The sequence below is a fragment of the Actinomadura miaoliensis genome (assembly GCF_039536785.1).
GTDB classification, from domain to species: Bacteria; Actinomycetota; Actinomycetes; order Streptosporangiales; family Streptosporangiaceae; genus Spirillospora; species Spirillospora miaoliensis.
The window spans coordinates 1-20,974 of record NZ_BAAAZG010000048.1 but is presented as its reverse complement, the minus strand read 5'-3'; the positions used below and the strand labels follow the sequence as shown (position 1 = coordinate 20,974).

The window sequence follows — 20,974 nt, the reverse complement described above, 5'->3', positions numbered from 1 at the left end:
GGCGTGAAGTGACCTGGTCCTTACAGTTGTTCCCTACTCTTGTCAGGATTCAGACGTGACTAATCACCATTTGCGGACAAAGATCCACTGGGTGTGACGGGCCTCCGTGCCCACGCGGCTCGTGGGCCGGTTCGGCCGGAGGCACGGCTCATTCGAAGTCGTCCGGGTTGAACTCCTCCGGGCGCTGCCCCCGCGGCTCGCCGGGGGAGCCCGCCATCTGCTTGGGCTCCGGCGGGCCGGCCGGTGTCGTCGTCTTCTGCTCCGCCGCGGTCGCCGTCGCCTCCCCGGTGGCACCGGGCTCGGCCGCGCGGGCGTCTTCTCGTCCCCTCATGATCCGCTCCTGATCCCCCGCTCATTCCGGACGCTCCCATCTACCCGTTCGGGAGCGGTTCATTCCCGCTGGTCACCGCCTTCCGCGGGGCGGCTGTCACCCAAGGCACACACATGCCTTTCCAGCGCGCCAGTCATTGAGCGCGCCCCAGCGTCTCATCATCCCCATACCGACGGTGATAGGAGTTGCACGCAAGGTCATGAATCGGCTCGGGGGTGGATCGTGGGAGACGGGGATGCTCTTCTATGTCGCGGCCGCGATATGCGCGATCGGCGTGGTGATGATCGCCGCGCTGCTGTTCCGGCGGCTGGACCGGGTCACCGACGACGCCCAGCCTGACGGCCCCACCGGGGGGCACGCCGGGGCGATGCTGTCGGCGCTGTTCCTGCTGGCGTTCGCCATCGCCATCGTCGTGCCGTGGACCACGAGCGACTCCGCCCGCGCCAACACCTACGTCGAGAGCCAGGCGGTGGCGGAGGCCTACTGGGCCGCCAGCCAGCTGCCCGCCCCGGCCGCCGCGCGGGTCCAGGCCGGGCTGCGCGAGTACGTCGACCTGGTACGGGGCCGCGAGTGGCGGATGATGGCCGACGGGCGGCTCAGCCCGGAGGGCTGGCGGCGCCTGGAGGCCCTGCGGCGCGACGTCATGGCGCTGTCCGCCGCCGACGACCAGGCCAGGGACGACCGTGACGCCGTCACCGACCGGATCGAGGAGATCACCGCCGCGCGCCGCCAGCGCGCCATGGACGCCAAGGCCGCCCCGCCGCCGGGCCTGCTGGCCACCACGGTGGGCACCGGCATCGCCGTCGTGCTGTTCCCGTTCCTCGCCGGCGCCCGCCCGCGCGGCATGACCATCGTGCCGCTGGCGCTGATGGCGGCGATGCTGGGCCTGGGGGTCTACCTGACGTTCGACATCCAGCACGCCTTCACCGGCGGCCTGGCGGTGGGCCCCGACGCCTTCACCGAACTGCTGCCCGAACTGGACCGCATCCCGGGAGGCAGCTGACCGTGCGCGCCGCCGCGCTGCTGCTGGCCGGGACCCTGGCGGCCCTGACGTGCACCGCCGACGCCCGCCCGGCCCGCACCGACGAACGCGCCGCCGCCGTCCCGGCGCCTCCCCATCAGCCCTGGTCCCCGGCCCAGACCGCCGAGGCCGTGGTCACACTGCCCGTGGCGGCACACGTCCGGCATCCGCACCCGCCGCACGACTCGCCCGGCATCGGCGTCTGCCTCCAGCTCGGCGGCCTGAGCATCCAGGCGGGAATCGGCACCTGGCCCTGCCCCCCGCCCCCCAAGCCCAAACCGCCGAAGCCACCGAAGCCACCCAAACCGCCGAAGCCCCCGAAACCCCCCAAGCCTCCGAAGCCGCCGGAGCAGCCTCCAGAGCCCCCAGAACCGCCCAAGCCTCCCGAGCCGCCCAAGCCATCACCACCGCCACCGGCGCCCTCTCCCACCCAGCGGCCCACACCCCCGCCGACAGCGGCACCAACGCCCGTACCCAGGCCGCCGAGACAACCGTCACCATCCGCCCGGTCGACGCCGTCCGCGACGCCGCGGCCGCCACGCCCCGCGGCCGAGCCGCCCATCGTGACGAAACGCCCGGCGCCCACCCCGTCCCCGGCGGCCCGCCGGCCCCTCCGCCGCGCCGAGCCGCCCCACCGCAAGCAGACGCTGCCGACTCTGGTGATCGTCGCGGTCCTGGCAGCGGCGATCGCCTCGGGCACCGCCTTCGCCTTCGTCCGCTGACCCATCCACCCCGCCGGACCTGCCACGACCCGCCGGACGTGCCACCGCACGGCCCGCCCCGGCCGACACCAGAAGACGAGCCGGACCACAGTCCGACGCCGGCCGTTGGGTGCCGGTTTCGGCTGGGGGGTGGATGGGAGGAGGGCGGTGCATCATGATCTGGTGGTGGACGTTCATCTTGTGCCCGTGCCGCGTCGGCTTCGGGTGACCGGTGAGTCGGGGCCCTTCGGCGGTGAGCCGCGGGTGGGCGTCGATCCGGCGCTGCCGTCCGAGGGGTACCGGCTGACGATCGGGCCGGACGGAGCGACGATCACGGGCGGCGGTGAGGCGGGGGTCTTCTGGGGGCGGCAGACCCTGCGTCAGCTGCTGGGCCCGGACGCGTACCGCCGCGCGCCGATCCGCCCGGCGCCACGCGCCCTGCCGTATCTGACGATCGAGGACGAGCCGCGCTTCGCCTGGCGGGGGTTGCTGCTGGACGTGGCCCGCCACTTCATGCCCAAGGACGGCGTCCTGCGCTACCTCGACCTGATGGCCGCGCACAAGCTGAACGTGCTGCACCTGCATCTGACCGACGACCAGGGCTGGCGTGTGGAGATCAGGCGCCGGCCCAGGCTCACGGAGGTGGGGGCCTGGCGGCGGCGCACCAGGCTGGGCTGGGGCGACCCGCCGATGTGGGACGAACGGCCGCACGGCGGCTTCTACACCCAGGACGACCTGCGCGAGATCGTCGCCTACGCCGCCGCGCGGCACATCACCGTCGTCCCGGAGATCGACGTCCCCGGCCACTCGCAGGCCGCCATCGCCGCCTACCCCGAACTGGGCAACGCCGACGTGGTGGACACCGCGAGCCTGGAGGTGCGGACCGGCTGGGGCGTCAGCCCCAACGTGCTCGCGCCCACCGACCAGGTCCTGCGCTTCTACGAGGACGTCCTCACCGAGGTGCTGGAGATCTTCCCGAGCCGGTTCGTGCACATCGGCGGCGACGAGTGCCCCAAGGACCAGTGGCGGGCGTCCGCGACCGCGCAGGCCCGCATCCGCGCCGAGGGGCTGCGGGACGAGGCGGAGCTGCAGTCGTGGTTCATCCGCCACTTCGACCGCTGGCTCGCCGAACGGGGACGGCGCCTCATCGGCTGGGACGAGATCCTGGAGGGCGGCCTGGCCGACGGCGCGGCCGTGGCGTCCTGGCAGGGGTACGCGGGCGGCATCACGGCGGCCCGGGCGGGCCACGACGTGGTGATGTGCCCGATGCAGGAGGTCTACCTCGACCACCGGCAGGCCGACGGGGACGACGAGCCGGTGCCGTTCGGCTGGGTCCGCACGCTGCGGGACGTGTACCGCTTCGAGCCCGTGCCGCCCGAGCTGGCCGGCACGGAGCACGCCGCCCGGATCATCGGCACCCAGGCCAACATGTGGACCGAGGTCGCCGACTCCCAGCAGCGCGTCGACTACCAGGTCTTCCCCCGCCTCGCCGCGTTCGCCGAGGTGGCCTGGTCGCACCTGCCCGCTCCGGACGAGCGCGACGTCGAGGACTTCCGGCGGCGCATGGACGCCGCCCACTACGCGCGCCTGGACGCCATGGGCGTCGCCTACCGGCCGCCGTCCGGTCCGCTTCCATGGCAGCGTCGCCCCGGCATCCCGGGACGCCCCTTCGCCGGCCCGCCCCGCGAGAGGAACCGCCCGTAGCCGGTCACCGCGAGCCGCGGGGTCAGAGGCGCATGTAGACGCGGATGGTGGTGCCTTCGGGGGTGGTGTGGAGGCGGACCAGGTCGGTCAGGTGGTTGACCATCAGCAGCCCGCGGCCGCCGTCGGTGCTCAGGTCCACGGGCAGGCGGCCCACCAGGGGGTCGGTGATCCGGCCGTCGTCGCGGACCTCGCCGACCACGTGGCCGTCCTCCGGCCAGATGCGCAGGACCCCCTTGCCGCCGGCGTGGACGACCGAGTTGGCGCCCAGTTCGTTGACCGCGAGCTCCAGGTCGCCCGCGCGGCGCTCGTCGAGACCCAGGGCGGCGCCGCGGGCGTACGCGAACTCCCGCATGCGCGGCAGGGTGTCGACGTCGTAGGGGAACTCGTCCGGCGTCGTGCCGGGCGGGGGGTCGGGCAGCGGGCGGTTGTACCGTTCGATGACGCTGTGGGGGGCGTAGTGGGGGCTGCGGCGCTGCCCGTCCCGGTCGATCACCGTCGGGTGGGTGGCGTGCGCGTCGGCGAGGGCCTGCGCGTCCAGGGCCGAGGTGTCGTACGGGCACAGGATGGTGGCGTTCCGGCCCGCGAACGCCAGGTTGATCAGCGCCTCGTGCTGGACGCAGGCCGGGTACTCGTCGGGCGAGCGGCCCGCCCAGACGGGCTCGCCGATGATGCGGACGCGGGCGGCGCGGTGCCGGTCGGCGAACGCGCGCAGCACGCCCGGGATGATCCGGCCCGGGTTGCGGCCCGCCACGGTCATGTCGATCCACTCCACCCTGGCCGCGGCGGCGCCCAGGCCGGCGCGTATGGCGTCCAGGCGCGGCCCGGGCACGGCGACGGCCACGGGCTCCCCGGCATCCAGCCCCGCGCGGACGAACGGCACCGTACCGCTCAGGTACTCGCCGTCGTCGCGGTAGAACAGAGCCGGATGCCCGAAGGGACTTCCCGGCTCGGTATCGGACCGGTCGCTCATCGGTCCGTCACCTCGAGAGCGGAAAGGTAAGGAAACATCACTTCGAGGGTACGCGTCAGTGCCGACGGTGGGCGATGCAGGATCATCCGGCTGCCCTCCCGCAGTCGTCCCGCAGTCGTCCCGCGGACCTCACGAGGACGGCTACCCCTCCGGCGTCGATGAAAACGAGCCCCGCCAAGTCCAGATCGACGGTGCCGCCGCGCCTCACCAGACCGCCCAGTTCACTCGCCCAGTAGGCGCGGTTGGCGACGTTCACCTCGCCCTCCACCCGCAGGCCTGTGCCCGTGGCGAGCGGGCGCAGGGTCAGCCCGGGGGCCCGCCGGGCGCGACCGTCGATGCGCGGCGCCGTGGCGGGCGGCTCCTGCCGTGGTCGTTCCGTCAACGCTTCACCGCCCTTCCCTCCATCCGCACACTAGGTGCACCGGCATCTCAAGGCGATGGATAAGCCGAAAACGACGCGTGTACCCGGCCGATCCGGTTCCCGGGCGGCCGGAGGAGCATGGCGTCCACGACGTCGGACAGCAGCTCCCGGCGGCGGTAGGCGGCGCGCTGGCGGTCCGCGCCGGTGCCGTGGTCCAGCAGGAACCGCACGCCGGCGGCGACGCGTTCCAGGTCGCCGCTGTCGCTCAGCGCGGGCCGCACGTGCGCCACCAGGTCCTCCACCAGCCGGCGCTGAGGGACGGGACGTCCGGTGAACACGTCGATGCCGCCGCCCGACAGTCCGTCACGCGCGGCGAGCCAATACGCCGCGCGCAGGATCTCCGGGGACGGGTTGGGCGGCGCGGAGCCCTCCTCGACCGCCGTGAGCGACACCTGCACCAGCGCCCGGATGAGGGCGGCGAACAGCACCGCCTCGTCGGCCGTCGGCGCCACGTCCCCGAGCCGGACCTCCACGGTCGGCAGGTGCGAGGACGGCCGCACGTCCCAGAACAGGGTGCCGACGTCCAGCAGCGCGCCGCAGCGCAGCAGCGTCCCGACCAGGTCCTCGAAGTGCTGCAGCGACTCGAAGAACGGCGGCGGGCCCGCCACCGGCCAGCGCGACCAGGCCATCACCCGCCAGCACGCGTACCCGGTGTCGCGGCCCGCCCAGTACGGCGAGTTGGCCGCCATCGCCATGAGCGTCGGCAGCCACGGCCGCAGGTGGTTGCTGACCTGCACCGCCTGCGCCCGGTCGGGCATCTCCACGTGGACGTGGCAGGAGCAGATGCACTGCTCGTCGTCCAGCGCCCGGTAGGTGGCCAGGCCCTCGGCGTAGCGGGCGCCGGCGCTGATCGGGGGCGGCAGCACCTCGCCCAGCACGGGGGTGCCGGTGGCCGCCAGCCGCACGCCCTCGCGTTCGGCGGCCCTCGCCATCGCCGCGCGCATGTCCCGGATCTGCTCGTCGAGCTTGTCCAGGTCGTCGCACGGCGCGGTCTTCGCCTCCGCCAGACAGGCGATCATCTCCGTGGAGGCGCGGTCGCCCAGCTCCGCCGCCGCCCGCCGCACCACGGCGCCGCCTCGCGCGACGACCTTGCGGGAGCCGGGAGCGACGACGAAGTACTCCTCCTCGACGCCGATTCTGAGGATCATCCCACCACCTCGTGCCGGTGTCGGAGGGCACCGCGTCATCTCGACGGTACGCGCCGGCGGGCGGCTTGGGCACCACCCGGCACGCCGTCGCGCACGCCCGGGGGCGTCGCTTTGCGGCCGCTTTACCCGCTACCAGGGCGGGCACCGTGACGGTGCGACGGGCGCGGCATGCCCGGCCGTGGTGAACGCGGCCCCGAGAACGCGACCGCCCCCGCCCTGCCCGCGAGGCGGGAGGGACGGGGGCGGCTCACGTGCCGGTCGGTGCCGGTCGGGGTCCCGCTCGGCGGCCGGTCAGCGGCTGCCGTCGTCGACGACCACGTCGCTCATGATGTCCACGGCGAAGGCGATGATGCCGCCGAGCACCACGATGCCCGCGCCGACGAGGAACACGGGCCAGTTCGGCCCCATGGCGATCGCGACCCCGCCGACGATGAAACCGATGAAGATCACCGCCACCGCGGCCCACGACTTCGGCCGTCCGGCGTGGCTCCCACTCGACATGCGTCTCTTCTCTCTCAGACCTTCGACCAGGGACGTACTACGACGCTGAACACTAGCAACGCCACGCCCGGGCCGTGCTCCGGGGTGCCTTTCCGCGGCGGCGCGCGGCGGGCCCCGCGGCGCCTGGCTCCGGCGCGGTCGCGGCGGCCGCGCAGGGCGCACCCCGCGCAATTCCGGGCGTAGGCGCTCGCTTACCATCCAGGGCATGACGGTGCCGCCTGAGGAACTGGAACTGGCCGCCGTCTTCCCCCCGGTCCAGCGGGACCGGTGGCGGGAGATGGTCCGAACGGTGCTGCGCAAGTCCGGCGCCGCCACCGACGAGACGCCCCTGAGCGAGATCGAGGGCCTGCTCACCCGCGAGTCGTACGAGGGCGTGCCCATCGCGCCCCTCTACACCAGGGACGACACCGTCCCGGGGCGTCCCGGGCTGGCGCCGTCCGTGCGGAGCGTGCGGCCGGACGGCGAGGGCCTGGCGGGCTGGGACGTGCGGCAGCGGCACGTCCACCCGGACCCCGGGACGACCCGGCAGGCGATCCTCGCCGACCTGGAGAACGGCGCCACCTCCGTGTGGCTGACGCTGGGCGACCACGGCGTGCCCGTGGCGGCGCTGCCGGAGGTGCTCCGGGACGTCCACCTGCACCTGGCGCCCGTCGTCCTGGACGCGGGCGCGCGGACGGACGAGGCCGCCGAGGCCTTCCTCGGGCTCGTGGCCGAACGCGGCCAGGCCGGCGACGCGCTGGGCAACCTGGGCGCCGACCCGCTGGGGCTGACGGCCCGCACCGGCGTGCCGGCCCCCCTGGAGCCGGCGGCGGCGCTGGCGGTGCGGTGCGCCCGCGAGTTCCCGCACCTGCGGGCGATCACGGTCGACGGGACCGTCCACCACGACGCCGGGGGGAGCGACGCCGAGGAACTGGGCGGCGCGGTGGCCGCCGCCGTCGCCTACCTGCGGGCCCTCACCGACGCCGGGCTGGACGTCGGCGCCGCCTTCGGGCAGCTGGAGTTCCGCCTGGCCGTCACCGCCGACCAGTTCATGTCCATCGCCAAGCTGCGCGCCGCGCGTCGCCTGTGGACGAGGGTCGCGCAGGTGTGCGGGGCGGAGGAGACCGTGGCGCGGCTGCACGCGGTGACGTCCTCGCCGATGATGACCCGCCGCGACCCCTGGGTGAACATGCTGCGCACCACCGTCGCGGCGTTCGCGGCCGGGGTCGGGGGAGCGGACGCGGTCACCGTCCAGCCGTTCGACGCCCGCCTGGGGCTGCCCGACGACTTCGCCCGGCGCATCGCCCGCAACACCCAGACGCTCCTGCTGGAGGAGTCCAGCCTGGCGCGCGTCGTCGACCCCGCCGGGGGCTCCTGGTACGTCGAACGTCTCACCGAGGACCTGGCGCAGGCCGCCTGGGACTGGTTCACCCGGATCGAGAAGGCCGGTGGGCTGGCCGCCGCCCTGGAGTCGGGCATGGTGGCCGAACGGCTCGCCGCCACCTGGGAGCGCCGCCGCAGGGACATCGCCCGCCGCAAGGCCCCCCTCACGGGCGTCAGCGAGTTCCCCAACCTGGACGAGAAGCTGCCCGCGCGCGCCCCCGCGCCCACCCCGGACACCTCGGGGGGCGGGCTGCCGGTCGTACGGTACGCCCAGGACTTCGAGGCCCTGCGCGACCGCGCCGACGCGCACGCCGACCGCACCGGGACCCGCCCCAGGGTGTTCCTGGCGACGCTCGGCCCGGTCGCCGTGCACACCGCGCGCGCGACGTTCGCCGCCAACCTGTTCCAGGCCGGCGGGATCGAGACCGTCAGCGGGCCGCCGGAGGAGTTCGCCGCCAGCGGCGCGACCGTGGCGTGCCTGTGCTCCAGCGACGCGCTGTACGAGGAGCGGGCCGCCGACGCCGCGCGGACGCTCAGGGACGCGGGCGCCTTGAAGGTGTGGCTCGCGGGTAAGGGTTCCTTTGACGGGGTGGATGCCAGGATCTTCGCGGGCTGCGACGCCGTGGACGTCCTGGAGGCCACCCTCGGCGATCTGGGAGTGAACTGATGATCCCCGACTTCTCCGAGGTCGAGCTCGGCGCCCCCGTCCCCGCCGACGAGGCCGCCAAGCGGTGGCGGGCGGCGGCGGCCGAGGCCACGGGGCAGGACCCCGACGCCCGGCCCTGGGACACCCCCGAGGGCATCGCCGTCCGGTCGCTCTACACCGCCGACGACCTGGCCGAGGTGGACTTCCTCGACACCTACCCCGGCATCGCCCCGTACCTGCGCGGCCCGTACCCCGCCATGTACGCCACCCAGCCGTGGACCGTCCGCCAGTACGCGGGGTTCTCCACGGCCGAGGAGTCCAACGCCTTCTACCGGCGCAACCTGGCCGCCGGGCAGAAGGGCCTGTCGGTCGCGTTCGACCTGGCCACCCACCGCGGCTACGACTCCGACCACCCGCGTGTGCAGGGCGACGTCGGCATGGCGGGCGTCGCGATCGACTCCATCTACGACATGCGCCGGCTGTTCGACGGGATCCCCCTCGACCGGATGAGCGTGTCGATGACCATGAACGGCGCGGTGCTGCCGGTGATGGCGCTGTACATCGTCGCCGCCGAGGAGCAGGGGGTGGCGCCCGAGCGGCTCGCCGGGACCATCCAGAACGACATCCTCAAGGAGTTCATGGTCCGCAACACCTACATCTACCCGCCCGGGCCGTCGATGCGGATCATCTCCGACATCTTCGCCTACACCTCGCAGCGGATGCCGAAGTTCAACTCGATCTCGATCTCCGGGTACCACATCCAGGAGGCCGGGGCCACGGCCGACCTGGAGCTGGCCTACACCCTCGCCGACGGGGTCGAGTACATCCGCGCCGGGCTGGACGCCGGGCTGGACATCGACGCGTTCGCGCCCCGCCTGTCGTTCTTCTGGGCGATCGGCATGAACTTCTTCATGGAGGTCGCCAAGCTGCGCGCCGCGCGGCTGCTGTGGGCGCGGCTCGTCAAGGACTTCGAGCCGTCCAACCCCAAGTCGCTGAGCCTGCGCACGCACTGCCAGACCTCCGGCTGGTCGCTGACCGCCCAGGACGTGTTCAACAACGTGGCGCGCACCTGCGTCGAGGCGATGGCCGCCACCCAGGGCCACACCCAGTCGCTGCACACCAACGCCCTGGACGAGGCGCTGGCGCTGCCCACCGACTTCTCCGCCCGCATCGCCCGCAACACCCAGCTGCTGCTGCAGCAGGAGTCCGGCACCACCCGCACCATCGACCCGTGGGGCGGCAGCGCCTACGTCGAACGCCTCACCCACGACCTGGCGCTGCGCGCCTGGGGCCACATCCGGGAGGTGGAGGCGGCCGGCGGCATGGCGCGGGCCATCGACGACGGGCTGCCCAAGCTGCGCATCGAGGAGGCCGCCGCCCGCACCCAGGCGCGCATCGACTCCGGGCGCCAGCCGGTCATCGGCGTCAACAAGTACCGCCCCGACGCCGACGAGCACATCGAGGTCCTCAAGGTCGACAACGCCGCGGTGCGCGCCCAGCAGATCGACAAGCTGCGGCGGCTGCGCGAGGAGCGGTCGGCCGAGGAGGTGGACGCCGCGCTGGCCGCCCTGACCCGCGCCGCCGACGCCGCCGTGCGCGGCGACCGCGGTCCCGGCCTGGAGGGCAACCTGCTCGCCCTGGCCGTCGACGCCGCCCGCGCCAAGGCGACCGTGGGGGAGATCTCCGACGCGCTGGAACGGGCGTTCGGGCGCCATGCCGCCAACATCCGTACCATTTCAGGCGTGTACCGGGAGGAAGCAGGCCGCGTGAGCGCCATCGAACGGGCCCGCGAGGCGACCGACGCGTTCGCCGCGGCCGAGGGCCGGCGGCCCCGCATCCTGGTCGCCAAGATGGGCCAGGACGGCCACGACCGCGGCCAGAAGGTGATCGCCACCGGCTTCGCCGACCTGGGCTTCGACGTCGACGTGGGCCCGCTGTTCCAGACCCCCGAGGAGGTCGCCCGCCAGGCCGTCGAGGCCGACGTGCACGTCGTCGGCGTCAACTCGCTGGCCGCCGGGCACCTGACGCTGGTGCCCGCGCTGCGCGAGGCGCTGGCCGCCCTCGGCCGCGACGACATCATGATCGTCGTGGGCGGGGTCATCCCGCCGCAGGACTTCGACGCGCTGCGCGCCGCGGGCGCCTCGGCGATCTTCCCGCCCGGCACCGTGCTGGCCGACGCCGCCGTCGACCTGCTCAAGGAGCTGTCGGCACGGCTGGGACACCACGCGGCGTGAGCGGCGACGGGAGCCGGCGGCGCGGCCTGCCCGGGCTGGACGAGTACGTCACGGGTGTGCGCAAGGGGTCGCGGGCGTGGATCGCCCGCGCGATCACCCTCGTGGAGTCGACCCGTCCCGACCACCGCGACCTGGCGCAACGGCTGCTGGTGGAGCTGACCCCGTTCGCGGGCGGCGCCCGCCGGGTCGGCATCACCGGCGTGCCCGGCGTCGGCAAGTCGACGTTCATCGACGCGCTCGGCACCAACCTCACCGGGGCCGGGCACAAGGTCGCCGTGCTGGCCGTCGACCCGTCGTCCACCCGCACGGGCGGCAGCATCCTCGGCGACAAGACGCGCATGCAGCGGCTGGCCGTCGACCCGCAGGCGTTCATCCGTCCCTCGCCCACGGCGGGCACGCTCGGCGGCGTCGCCAAGGCCACCCGCGAGGCCATGGTGGTGATGGAGGCCGCCGGATACGACGTGGTGCTCGTCGAGACGGTCGGGGTCGGGCAGTCCGAGACGACCGTCGCCGAGATGGTCGACTCGTTCCTGTTCCTCACCCTGGCCCGCACCGGCGACCAGCTCCAGGGCATCAAGAAGGGCGTCCTGGAACTGGCCGACGTCATCGCCGTCAACAAGGCCGACGGCCCGCACGAGATGGAGGCGCGCAAGGCCGCCCGCGAGCTCGCCGGCGCCCTGCGGCTGCTGCGCAGCGACGAACGTGCCCGCGCCGTCCCCGTCCTGACGTGCAGCGCCCGCGAGAACCGCGGCCTGGACGAGATCTGGCGGCACCTGGTCGAGCACCAGGACCGGCTGGCGGCCGGCGGCGAACTGGAGACCCGCCGGCGCCGCCAGCAGGTCGGCTGGACGTGGGAGATGGTCCACGACCGGCTGCTGACCGAACTGCGCGACCACCCCGCCGTCCGCGCCATCGCCCCCGACCTGGAACGTCAGGTGGCCGAGGGCCGCCTGACCCCCGCCCTGGCCGCCGAGCGCATCCTGTCCGCCTTCACCCGCTGACCACGCCCGCCCGGCGCCGCCCGGTCTAGCGGTGGCGCCTTCGTGCGGCGTGCCCGCCGGAGGGGGCCGCGGCGCGTGCCGGCTGCGGGCGGCACGGGTCGCCGGGGAGCGGCCGGCGTACCGAACCGCATTCCAGGGGGATGGGTTGGGACGGGCGGGGCCTGTGGCGCTCCGGGATCCGGTACAAAAGGCGGATGGACGTCATCGCGCTCGATGATCCGGCCCAGGGGGAGATCCGGCGCTGGCACGCGGTCCTGGCCGCCGCGCACGCCGCCGACCTGCGCGACGAGCCCGCGCCGGACCCCGAGCAGACGGCCGCCCGGCTGCGCGCCCCCGGGCGGCGGCTGTGGGCCGCCGTGGAGGGCGGCGACATGGTCGGCGTCGCCGAGCTGCGGCTGCCCGGCGGGCCCGGCGCCGACCGTCCCGCCGAGATCGACATCCAGGTCCGCCCCGACCGGCGCCGCCGGGGCGTCGGCACGCGGCTGCTTACCGTCGCCGCCGAGGGAATGCGCGCCGACGGCCGCACCAGCGTGATCGCCCAGGTGATGGCGGGCACCCCCGCGATCCCGTTCCTGGAGTCGCACGGGTTCGAGTGCGTGCTGACGCTGCGCGGGCTGCTGCTGCGCCTGGACGACGTCCCCGCCCGCCGCGTGGAGAAGCTCGTCGCCTCCGGGCCCGCCGGGTACCGGCTCGTGCGCTGGCGCGGCACCGCCCCCGACGAGCACGCGCTCGCGCTGGCCCGCGCCAAGCACGCCATGGCCGACATGTCCGCCTACGAGGGGCTGCCGTGGGACGCCGACCGCGTCCGCGAGATGGCCGAACTGGTCGCCAAGCGCGGCGACGACCTCTACACCGTCGCCGCCGTCCAGGGCGACGGGATCGCGGGGTTCACCGAGGTGGTGGTCTCCGCGGAGACGCCCGAACGGGCCGCCCAGTACGACACCGCGGTGGTGCCCGAGCACCGGGGGCGGCGCATCGGCATCTGGGTCAAGGCCGCCATGCTGCAGTGGCTGCGCCGGGAGCGTCCCGAGGTCCGCGAGATCGAGACCGACAACTCCGGCGACAACGTGCACATGCTGGCCGTCAACGAGGAGCTGGGGTTCCGCCGCCAGCGCGAGTCGCGGGAGTACCAGGCCGCCGCCGCCGACCTCCCGTCGATCTGACCGGCGGGAGTTATCCCCAGAACAAGATTCTGCTGCCGCGTGCACGGGGGCGGGGCCAGCCTTGACGCATGACCTCGCTCCCGCTGGGGCACCCGGAAACGGTCGCCTCCCGCTTCCTGGTGTCCACCGACGAACCCCCGCCCGCCGACCTCTCCGGCCTCCTCACCGGCGGCGACCTGGCCGCCCTCGCCCGTGAACTGCACGCCCGGTCGGCGCTGACGCTGCGCGAACACCGCCCCGAGGCCGACTGGCTCGCCCGGCTGGGCGGCTCCTCCGGCCGCCTGCGGCGGTTACGGAACGCACGGCACCACGTGCTGGTGCGCGTCCAGGGCGCACCCGACGACGCCCCGCGCCATGCCCAGGCGGCGCGGCAGGCCGCCCGCCTGCTCGCGGCGGCCGCCGGCGGCCTCGTCGTCGACGTCGACTCCCACCAGGTCGTCGGCACCTCGCCGGTCGAACGCGAACACTTCGTCCTCGGTGACCAGTGGATCGGGGTGTTCGTCGTCGGCGAGAGGGCGCTCGTCCGCGCCGACACCTGGGGTCTGCACCGGTTCGGCCTGCCCGAACTGACCGTGCGGGGCGCCCCGTACGGCCACCTGCTCACCGCCGCGAATCTCCTCCGCGTTCTGGCCTTCCGGCTGTTCTCCCAGCGCCGCGCCGATGCCGTGCCGGGCACGCTGCTCCTGGACGGCGCCGACCTCCTGCGTTTCTGGGGCGCCCGTCCGGCCCCCGCCGGACGCTTCATGGTCCGCCTCTCGCCCGGCGCCGGCAACTGCCCGGGCTGCCGCCCCGCCCTGGAGGTGGCCGCGACGGCCTTTGCTGGTGGGACGACGGGCGCCGGCTGGTGGGACGACGGGCCCGGACGCGCCCTGCCCAAGCTGCTGTCGGCCCGGCCCGAGCCGGGCCCGACGGAAAATCCGTTGCCCGCCCGCGACTCCGATAGGCACCCTTAAAGACGTCCGGAAAGCCCCGAAGCACATTGAATTCCCGGCCCATTCCTCTGTAGTTCAATGGCAGAACGCCGCACTGTTAATGCGGATATCCAGGTTCGAGTCCTGGCGGAGGAGCGGCGAGGAGGTGACCGATGACCGTTCTCGTCCTGAACGCGTCGTACGAGCCGTTACAGCGTGTCAACGTGCGGCACGCCATCCGCATGCTCGTGCGCGGCGTGGCCGTCGTGGAGGAGGCCGAGGAGGACCGCACCATCGGCCCCTTCCCGGTGCCGCGCGTCCTGCGCCTGGTCAAGTACGTGGTCATGCGCTGGCGGCACGGCAGGCGCCCGCCGTGGAGCAAGCGCGGCGTCTATCTGCGCGACCGCGGGCTGTGCGGTTACTGCGGGCGCCGCGGCGACACCATCGACCACGTGCTGCCGCAGTCCCGCGGCGGCGGCGACACCTGGGACAACACCGTCCTGGCCTGCGGCAGGTGCAACAACCGCAAGGGTGATCGCACCCCCGCCGAGGCCGGGCTGCTGCTCCGGGTCGCCCTCCGCACCCCCCACTGGGACGAACTGGTGGACCTCTGACCGAGGCCCCCGTCCGCCGAGGACGGGGGCCTGCGGCACGTCACCGATCGCGGATACGCCCCAGCTCATGCCGCGGCAGGAAGTCGGCGCGAACTGGGCTCGTCCGCCGTCCTGACAACCCCGGGCAGGACGACACCGAACAGTCGTCGGCCACCGCACGGCCCACAAGACCCACCGCCCTTGTACGCCGACGTATCCACCTATTCGGTGCCTCGTCGGCGCCTTTGCCCTGATCAGCGGCCGGGCCCATGAGGCGGCCTCTCCGGGCGTGCTCGGACCGGTGAGCGGTGGCAGGGGCGCTGCCTGGTATTGCACCTCTGGCCCGCCGGTGGCTCGGTGGTCGCGGGGGTGTTCGTCGATGTCGCCGTTTGGGGGTGCGTGTCCGATGTCGAGGTGATTTATAACGGTGTTGTTCTGGGCGGCGAGGTCTTTATCGCGATGTGCTATGGCGGAGGGGCGGGAATGTGGGAAATCTCTGGAGGAGAGCGGGAACCCCACGCTGGTCGCGGCTGTGAGCTGGGCGGATGCGGGCGGCGTAGAGGCTGGTGATCTTACTGTTATGGCCGCTTTGTAATTTTGGGGTGACGCTGTGTGTTTGTCGGATGAGGCGGGAGCAATTGGGGGTTTGTGGTAGCGTGCCGCCAATCTTCTGACGGTTTCTAAGGAGAGTTCTGTGGCGGCCCACGATCCCCTCGACCGGAAGCGGCGACCCGGTGGCGGACGGACGGCGGCGCGGCGGTGCGCGGCCGTGGCGTTCGCGCTGGCGGTGTCGGCGGCGCTCCCCCCGGTCCCCGGCGTCGCGGCTCCCGCGGAGCCCAAGGACTCCAAGGCCGAGCTGGCCAAGCTGCGCAAGCGGGCGGACAAGCTGGCCAAGGAGTACCGCGGCGAGCTGATCACCCTGGAGGAGGCCAAGAAGGCCGCGCAGAAGGCCGCGCAGGACGCCGAGCGGCTGTCCAAGGAGTTCGAGACCCGGCGCGGCGACGTCAGCCGCCTGGCCGCCACCTCGTACATGACCGGGCGCATGGACACCATGTCGATGGTGACGGCGGAGGACCCGGGCGCCGCCATCCGCGACGCCACCGTGGTGGAGCACCTGGCCCGCAGCAACGACATGCGCATCAAGAACCTGGAGACCCTGGCGGCCAAGGCCCAGCAGTCGCGCAAGAACGCCGACGCCAAGGTGGCGCAGGTGCGCAAAGAGGTGGAGGACCTGGAGTCCCAGCGCGAGCGGGTGAAGAAGCTGCTCGCCAAGTACAAGCCGGAGCGGCCCTCCGGCTCGTCGGGCGGCGGCGCCACGGCGGGGCGGCCCGACGGGGCGAGCGGCACCAAGTCGCCGATCGTCGGCAACACGATGACCGCGCGGATGCGCACGCTCATGCAGGCCATCGACGGCAGGTTCGGCGCGTTCCCGACGATCGGCTGCTACCGCGCGGGCGACCCGCAGGACCACGGGTCGGGCCGGGCGTGCGACTTCATGGAGAGCACGGCGGGACGGATGCCCAGCGCGTCCGCGCAGGCGCACGGCGACCAGGTGGCCCAGTTCGTCATCGACAACGCGAGCAGGTACGGGGTCAAGTACGTCATCTGGAAGCAGCGGATCTGGGACACCCGCGGCAGCGGCGGCTGGCGGCAGATGGAGGATCGCGGCAGCATCACCCAGAACCACTACGACCACGTGCACGTGTCGGTGCTGTGACCGCCGTGCGACGCCGGGCCCCGTGGCTTACGACACCGAGCAGCCGTATGGACCACTGATCACGACGACGCCCCGGGTGGCGACTTGGAAGCCGACCTGCGCTACTGAAGCGCGGCGGTCACCGGAGGGACACGACGCGGGACTCCCGTGCGGCGACGACGGCGGCCTCGATGACCTCCAGCCCGGTGATCGCGTCGGTGAGGGTCACCGGGGGCGGCGCCTCGCCGCGCAGGGTGCGGGCGACGTCGGCGTAGAAGTCCTGGTAGGCGCCGGGGTCGGTGGGTTCGGCGCGGTCGGCGCCGGGGGTGCCGACGCGGCCGTACGCGCGCACCGGGGCCACGCCCCAGTCGGCGTCCAGTGGGGTCAGGCCCCTGCGCAGGGCGTCCTCCTGGACGTCCATGCCGGACACCGTGTAGGCGGCGCGGTCGCCCAGCACGCGGAACCGGGGGCCGAGCTGGGCGGCGGTCGCGCTCATCCACAGGTGGGTGCGGACGCCGTCGTCGTGGGTGAGCGCCACGAACACGTCGTCCGCGGCCGAGGCGTCGCGGCGGCGGACGTCGATCTCCGCGTACACCTCGCGGGGCCGTCCGAACAGGTGGACCGCCTGGTCGATCAGGTGCGAGCCCAGGTCGTAGAGGATGCCGCCGGCGTCGCGGGGGTCGGCGCTCTCCTTCCAGCCCGGCTTGGGCTGCGGGCGCCAGCGTTCGAACCGCGACTCGAACCGCAGCACGTGGCCGAGCGCCCCGGAGCCGACCAGGCGCCGCACGGTGCGGAAGTCGCCGTCCCAGCGCCGGTTGTGGAACGGGATGACCGGCAGGCCGCGCACCGCGCTCAGCGCGGCCAGGGAACGGGCCTCGTCCGCCGACGTGGCCGCGGGCTTGTCCACCACGACGGGAATGCCCGAGGTCAGCGCGGCCCGGGCGAGGGGGACGTGCTGCCGGTTCGGCGTGGCGATCACCACCAGGTCGTAGGTCCCGGTGGACTCCCAGAGCCGGTCGGTGCTGTCGAGCACGCGGGTGTCGGGGTAGCGCGACCGCACCGCCTGCTGCCGTCCGGGGTCGCCGGTGACCACGGCCGCCAGCCGCAGGTCCGGGACCGAGGAGATCAACGGGGCGTGGAACACCGCACCCCCCGTGCCGTATCCGACCAGTGCCACCCGAAAAGCCATGGTCCGATGATTTCGGATGCGTCCTCACCTGCGGCGACCGGGGGTGGCGGTCCGCGCGAGCGCAGCGGCGCCCGAGGGGCCGTACGATTCCCGGAGACGGGGAGAGCGAGGGGACGGCGCCGTGACCAAACCTGTGATCATGACGGTCGACGACGACCCGGGAGTGTCCCGGGCGGTGGCGCGCGACCTGCGGCGCCGCTACGCCGGGACGTACCGGATCGTGCGGGCCGAGTCCGGGTCCCAGGCGCTGGCGTCGCTGCGCGAGCTGAAGCTGCGCGGTGACGACACGGCGGTGCTGGTGGCCGACCACCGGATGCCGGGGATGACCGGGGTGGAGTTCCTGGAAGAGGCCATGGACCTCTACCCCTACGCCCGGCGGGTGCTGCTGACCGCCTACGCCGACACCGACGCCGCGATCCGCGCGATCAACGTGGTGGACCTCGACCACTACCTGCTCAAGCCGTGGAACCCGCCGGAGGAGAAGTTCTACCCGGTGATCGACGCCCAGCTGGACGCCTGGCTGCGCACGCCGCGCCGGGAGCACGCCCAGCTGCGCGTGGTGGGGCACCGCTGGTCGGCGCGCTCGTACCAGGTCCGCGACTTCCTGGCCCGCAACCAGGTCCCCTACACGTGGCTGCTGGACACCGCGCCGGAGGGCGCCGAGCTGGCCCGCGCCGCGGGCGACCCCGAGCTGCCGCTGGTGGTGACGGCCGACGGCACCACCCTGTCGGCGCCCAGCGACGCCGAGCTGGCCGCCGCCGTGGGCCTGTCCACCGCCCCGGCCGCGGGGTTCTACGACCTGATCGTGGTGGGCGGCGGCCCGGCCGGGCTGGGCGCGGCGGTGTACGGGGCGTCGGAGGGGCTGCGCACCGTCCTCATCGAGCGGCACGCGTCCGGCGGGCAGGCCGGGCAGAGCTCCCGCATCGAGAACTACCTGGGCTTTCCCGACGGCGTGTCCGGCGCGCAGCTGGCCGACCGGGCGCGCCGCCAGGCCGAGCGGTTCGGCGCCGAGCTGATCACCACCGCGGAGGCGGCCGGGCTGGAGGCGCGCGGCCAGGCCCGGGTGGTGCGGCAGACCGACGGCACCGAGATCTCCGCGCACGCGGTGATCCTGGCGACGGGCGTGTCCTACCGCCGTCTCGACGCACCCGGCCTGGACGACCTGGTCGGCGTGGGCGTGTACTACGGCGCGGCGATGGCCGAGATCCCCGGCTGCCAGGGCGAGGAGGTGTACGTCGTCGGCGGCGCCAACTCCGCCGGGCAGGCCGCGGTGAACCTGTCCCGCTACGCCCGGCGCGTCCACCTGGTGGTGCGCGCCGACGGGCTGGAACGGTCGATGTCGCACTACCTGATCGAGCAGATCGCCGCGATCCCCAACATCGAGGTGCATCCGAACACCGTGATCGCCGAGGGGCACGGTTCGGGGCACCTGGAGGCCATCACGCTGGACGGGCCCGAGGGCAAGCGCCGGGTGGACGCCCAGCGGCTGTTCGTGTTCATCGGCGCCGAGCCGCACACCGGCTGGCTGGAGGGCGTCGTCGAACGGGACCCGCGCGGCTTCGTCCTCACCGGGCCCGACCTGGTGGCGGGCGGCCGCCGCCCCGCCGGCTGGGCCGCCGACCGCCAGCCGTACCACCTGGAGACCAGCCTGCCGGGCGTGTTCGCCGCCGGGGACGTGCGCGCCGACTCGATGAAGCGGGTCGCCTCGGCGGTCGGCGACGGCGCCATGGCCGTCGCGCTGGTCCACCGCTACCTGGAGCAGGCATGAGCGACACCGCGACCAAGGTCCCGCCCGAACGGCTGCGCGAGCTGTTCCTGTTCGAGGGGCTGGACGACGAGCAGCTGACCTGGCTGGCCGAGTACGGCTCCGCCCGCGGGTACGCGCGCGGCGAGGTGATCTGCTCCGAGGGCGACCCCGCCGAGTTCCTGTACGTGCTGCTCGACGGCGAGCTGGTGATGACCAACGCGGTGCGCGGCGACCAGGTCGAGACGACCAGGAGCGACCGTCCCGGCGTGTACGGCGGCGCCGTCCAGGCGTATCTGGGCGACCGCATCGACCAGCGGTACCAGCACACGCTGCGGGCCGGCCGCCCCTCGACGGTGTTCGCGCTGCCCGCCCGCAAGTTCGGCAGGTCGGTGCGGGAGTGGTTCCCGATGGCCACGCACCTGCTGGAGGGCCTGTTCTTCGGTGCCAAGAACCTCCGCCGCCTCGTCGACCAGCGCGAACGCCTCGCCGCCCTCGGCACCATCACCGCCGGGCTGACCCACGAGCTCAACAACCTGGGCGTGGCCGCGGCGCGCGCCAGCGCCGAGCTCGGCGACCGGCTCGCGGGCGCCCAGCAGCGCCTGGCGGAGCTGGCCCGGGCGGGCGTCGACTGCGAACGCCTGGGCGACCTGGTGTCGCTGCAGGAACGGCTGCGCGGTCAGGGCACCGGCGCGGCGGCCGAGCCCGGACGCGACCCGCTGGAGGTCAGCGACGCCGAGGACGAGCTGGCCGACTGGCTGGAGGAGCACGGCGTCGACGACGCCTGGGAGCTGGCGCCCGGCCTGGTCGCGGCGGGCCTGGGCGTCGCGGAGATCGAGCAGGTCGCGCCGGTGGCGGGGGAGCAGCTGCCGGTCGCCGCGCGCTGGCTGGCCGAGGTGCTGGAGGTCACGCAGCTGCAGGCCGAGCTGGCCGACGCCACCGGCCGGATGACGGCGCTGCTGGGCTCGGCCAAGCAGTACTCCCAGCTCGACCGCGCCCCCTACCGGCGCGTCGACCTGCGGGAACTGCTGAAGAGCACGCTGATCATGCTCAAGCGCAAGGTGCCGCCGGGGGTGCGGGTCGTCAAGGACTTCGCGCCCGACCTGCCGCCGGTGCCGGTGTACGCCGCCGAGCTGAACCAGGTGTGGACGAACCTGATCGTCAACGCGCTGGACGCCATGGAGGAGGCGGGCACCCTCAGCGTCCGCACCGCCCGGCACGGTGACCACGCGCTGGTGGAGATCGCCGACACCGGGCCGGGCATCCCCGAGGAGAACCTGCCGCGGATCTTCACGCCGTTCTTCACCACCAAGCCCGTCGGCGAGGGCACCGGCCTGGGCCTGGACATCTCCTGGCGGATCGTCGTCGACCGGCACGGCGGCGACATCCGGGTCGAGTCGCGGCCCGGCGACACCCGGTTCCAGGTGCTGCTGCCCCTCACCGAACCGGACTCCGCCCCCGACGCCGAGCCCGACGCCGAGCCCGAGCCCGGCGCCCCGGCCGGCTGAGGCCGCGGCGGCTTATCCCGGTTTTCGGTCCTCCTTGATCGGGTTGTGCCCGACCCGCACAGCCGATCAAGGAGGCACGCATGAGACGTCCCGTCCTGACCGGGATCGCCGCCGCCGCGGTGCTCGCGGC

18 protein-coding genes and 1 tRNA gene are annotated in these 20,974 nt (G+C 73.8%); 13 read left to right on the top strand and 6 right to left on the bottom strand.

Translation table 11 applies throughout. The features are described from left to right. Positions 1–148: 148 nt before the first annotated feature. Positions 149–331 (bottom strand): hypothetical protein, encoded by a 183-nt coding sequence (locus tag ABD811_RS31430; protein ID WP_344955030.1) that lies wholly within the window; start codon positions 329–331, stop codon positions 149–151. 235 nt (positions 332–566) lie between these two features. On the opposite strand from ABD811_RS31430, the gene ABD811_RS31425 reads away from it, so the two are divergent. The 3 genes from ABD811_RS31425 (at position 567) to ABD811_RS31415 (ending at position 3,757) form a co-directional block, all read left to right on the top strand. After that, entirely contained in the window at positions 567–1,334 is a 768-nt protein-coding gene (locus tag ABD811_RS31425; RefSeq protein ID WP_344955028.1) for a bestrophin-like domain, read from the top strand. A gap of 581 nt (positions 1,335–1,915) precedes the next feature. After that, a complete protein-coding gene (locus ABD811_RS31420; protein WP_344955026.1) occupies positions 1,916–2,074 on the top strand; it encodes a hypothetical protein in 159 nt (52 codons plus the stop codon). A 180-nt stretch (positions 2,075–2,254) separates the two neighbouring features. Beyond that, entirely contained in the window at positions 2,255–3,757 is a 1,503-nt protein-coding gene (locus ABD811_RS31415) for a beta-N-acetylhexosaminidase (RefSeq protein WP_344955136.1), read from the top strand. 22 nt (positions 3,758–3,779) lie between these two features. On the opposite strand, the gene ABD811_RS31410 is transcribed toward ABD811_RS31415, so the two are convergent. From ABD811_RS31410 to ABD811_RS31395, 4 genes are all read right to left on the bottom strand, one after another. Beyond that, a complete protein-coding gene (locus ABD811_RS31410; RefSeq protein WP_344955024.1) occupies positions 3,780–4,727 on the bottom strand; it encodes an anti-sigma factor RsbA family regulatory protein in 948 nt (315 codons plus the stop codon). A gap of 82 nt (positions 4,728–4,809) precedes the next feature. Further along, a complete protein-coding gene (locus ABD811_RS31405; RefSeq protein WP_344955022.1) occupies positions 4,810–5,109 on the bottom strand; it encodes an STAS domain-containing protein in 300 nt (99 codons plus the stop codon). A 47-nt stretch (positions 5,110–5,156) separates the two neighbouring features. Continuing rightward, positions 5,157–6,296, bottom strand: a complete 1,140-nt coding sequence (locus ABD811_RS31400; RefSeq protein ID WP_344955020.1) for a carboxylate-amine ligase — start codon at positions 6,294–6,296, stop codon at positions 5,157–5,159. A 291-nt stretch (positions 6,297–6,587) separates the two neighbouring features. Beyond that, a complete protein-coding gene (locus ABD811_RS31395) occupies positions 6,588–6,797 on the bottom strand; it encodes an HGxxPAAW family protein (protein WP_344955018.1) in 210 nt (69 codons plus the stop codon). Between the two features lie 205 nt (positions 6,798–7,002). Here ABD811_RS31395 and ABD811_RS31390 point away from each other — a divergent pair, with 205 nt between their 5' ends. The 8 genes from ABD811_RS31390 to ABD811_RS31355 all read left to right on the top strand — a co-directional run bounded on the left by ABD811_RS31390 (position 7,003) and on the right by ABD811_RS31355 (position 16,424). Then, positions 7,003–8,826: a methylmalonyl-CoA mutase family protein gene (locus tag ABD811_RS31390; RefSeq protein WP_344955016.1), complete on the top strand. Its 1,824-nt coding sequence runs from the start codon at positions 7,003–7,005 to the stop codon at positions 8,824–8,826. Then, positions 8,826–11,039, top strand: a complete 2,214-nt coding sequence (gene scpA / locus ABD811_RS31385) for a methylmalonyl-CoA mutase (RefSeq protein ID WP_344955013.1) — start codon at positions 8,826–8,828, stop codon at positions 11,037–11,039. The genes ABD811_RS31390 and scpA overlap by 1 nt, the downstream gene beginning before the upstream one ends. Further along, a complete protein-coding gene (gene meaB, locus ABD811_RS31380) occupies positions 11,036–12,040 on the top strand; it encodes a methylmalonyl Co-A mutase-associated GTPase MeaB (RefSeq protein WP_425549481.1) in 1,005 nt (334 codons plus the stop codon). The genes scpA and meaB overlap by 4 nt, the downstream gene beginning before the upstream one ends. 194 nt (positions 12,041–12,234) lie before the next feature. Then, on the top strand, positions 12,235–13,203 hold the full coding sequence (locus ABD811_RS31375; protein WP_344955012.1) for a GNAT family N-acetyltransferase: 969 nt from the start codon (positions 12,235–12,237) through the stop codon (positions 13,201–13,203). A 68-nt stretch (positions 13,204–13,271) separates the two neighbouring features. Then, positions 13,272–14,156, top strand: a complete 885-nt coding sequence (locus ABD811_RS31370) for a hypothetical protein (RefSeq protein ID WP_344955010.1) — start codon at positions 13,272–13,274, stop codon at positions 14,154–14,156. A 43-nt stretch (positions 14,157–14,199) separates the two neighbouring features. Continuing rightward, a tRNA-Asn gene (locus ABD811_RS31365) sits at positions 14,200–14,270 on the top strand. Between the two features lie 17 nt (positions 14,271–14,287). Continuing rightward, the gene (locus tag ABD811_RS31360; RefSeq protein WP_344955008.1) at positions 14,288–14,728 is read left to right on the top strand and encodes an HNH endonuclease; all 441 of its coding nucleotides are present in this window, start codon (positions 14,288–14,290) and stop codon (positions 14,726–14,728) included. Positions 14,729–15,401: 673 nt separating this feature from the next. Further along, a complete protein-coding gene (locus ABD811_RS31355; RefSeq protein WP_344955006.1) occupies positions 15,402–16,424 on the top strand; it encodes a VldE C-terminal domain-containing protein in 1,023 nt (340 codons plus the stop codon). A 118-nt stretch (positions 16,425–16,542) separates the two neighbouring features. On the opposite strand, the gene ABD811_RS31350 is transcribed toward ABD811_RS31355, so the two are convergent. Further along, entirely contained in the window at positions 16,543–17,592 is a 1,050-nt protein-coding gene (locus ABD811_RS31350; RefSeq protein ID WP_344955004.1) for a Gfo/Idh/MocA family oxidoreductase, read from the bottom strand. A 121-nt stretch (positions 17,593–17,713) separates the two neighbouring features. On the opposite strand from ABD811_RS31350, the gene ABD811_RS31345 reads away from it, so the two are divergent. Both ABD811_RS31345 and ABD811_RS31340 read left to right on the top strand, forming a co-directional pair. Continuing rightward, the gene (locus tag ABD811_RS31345; RefSeq protein ID WP_344955002.1) at positions 17,714–19,360 is read left to right on the top strand and encodes an NAD(P)/FAD-dependent oxidoreductase; all 1,647 of its coding nucleotides are present in this window, start codon (positions 17,714–17,716) and stop codon (positions 19,358–19,360) included. After that, entirely contained in the window at positions 19,357–20,844 is a 1,488-nt protein-coding gene (locus ABD811_RS31340) for a sensor histidine kinase (RefSeq protein ID WP_344955000.1), read from the top strand. The genes ABD811_RS31345 and ABD811_RS31340 overlap by 4 nt, the downstream gene beginning before the upstream one ends. Positions 20,845–20,974: the final 130 nt, after the last annotated feature.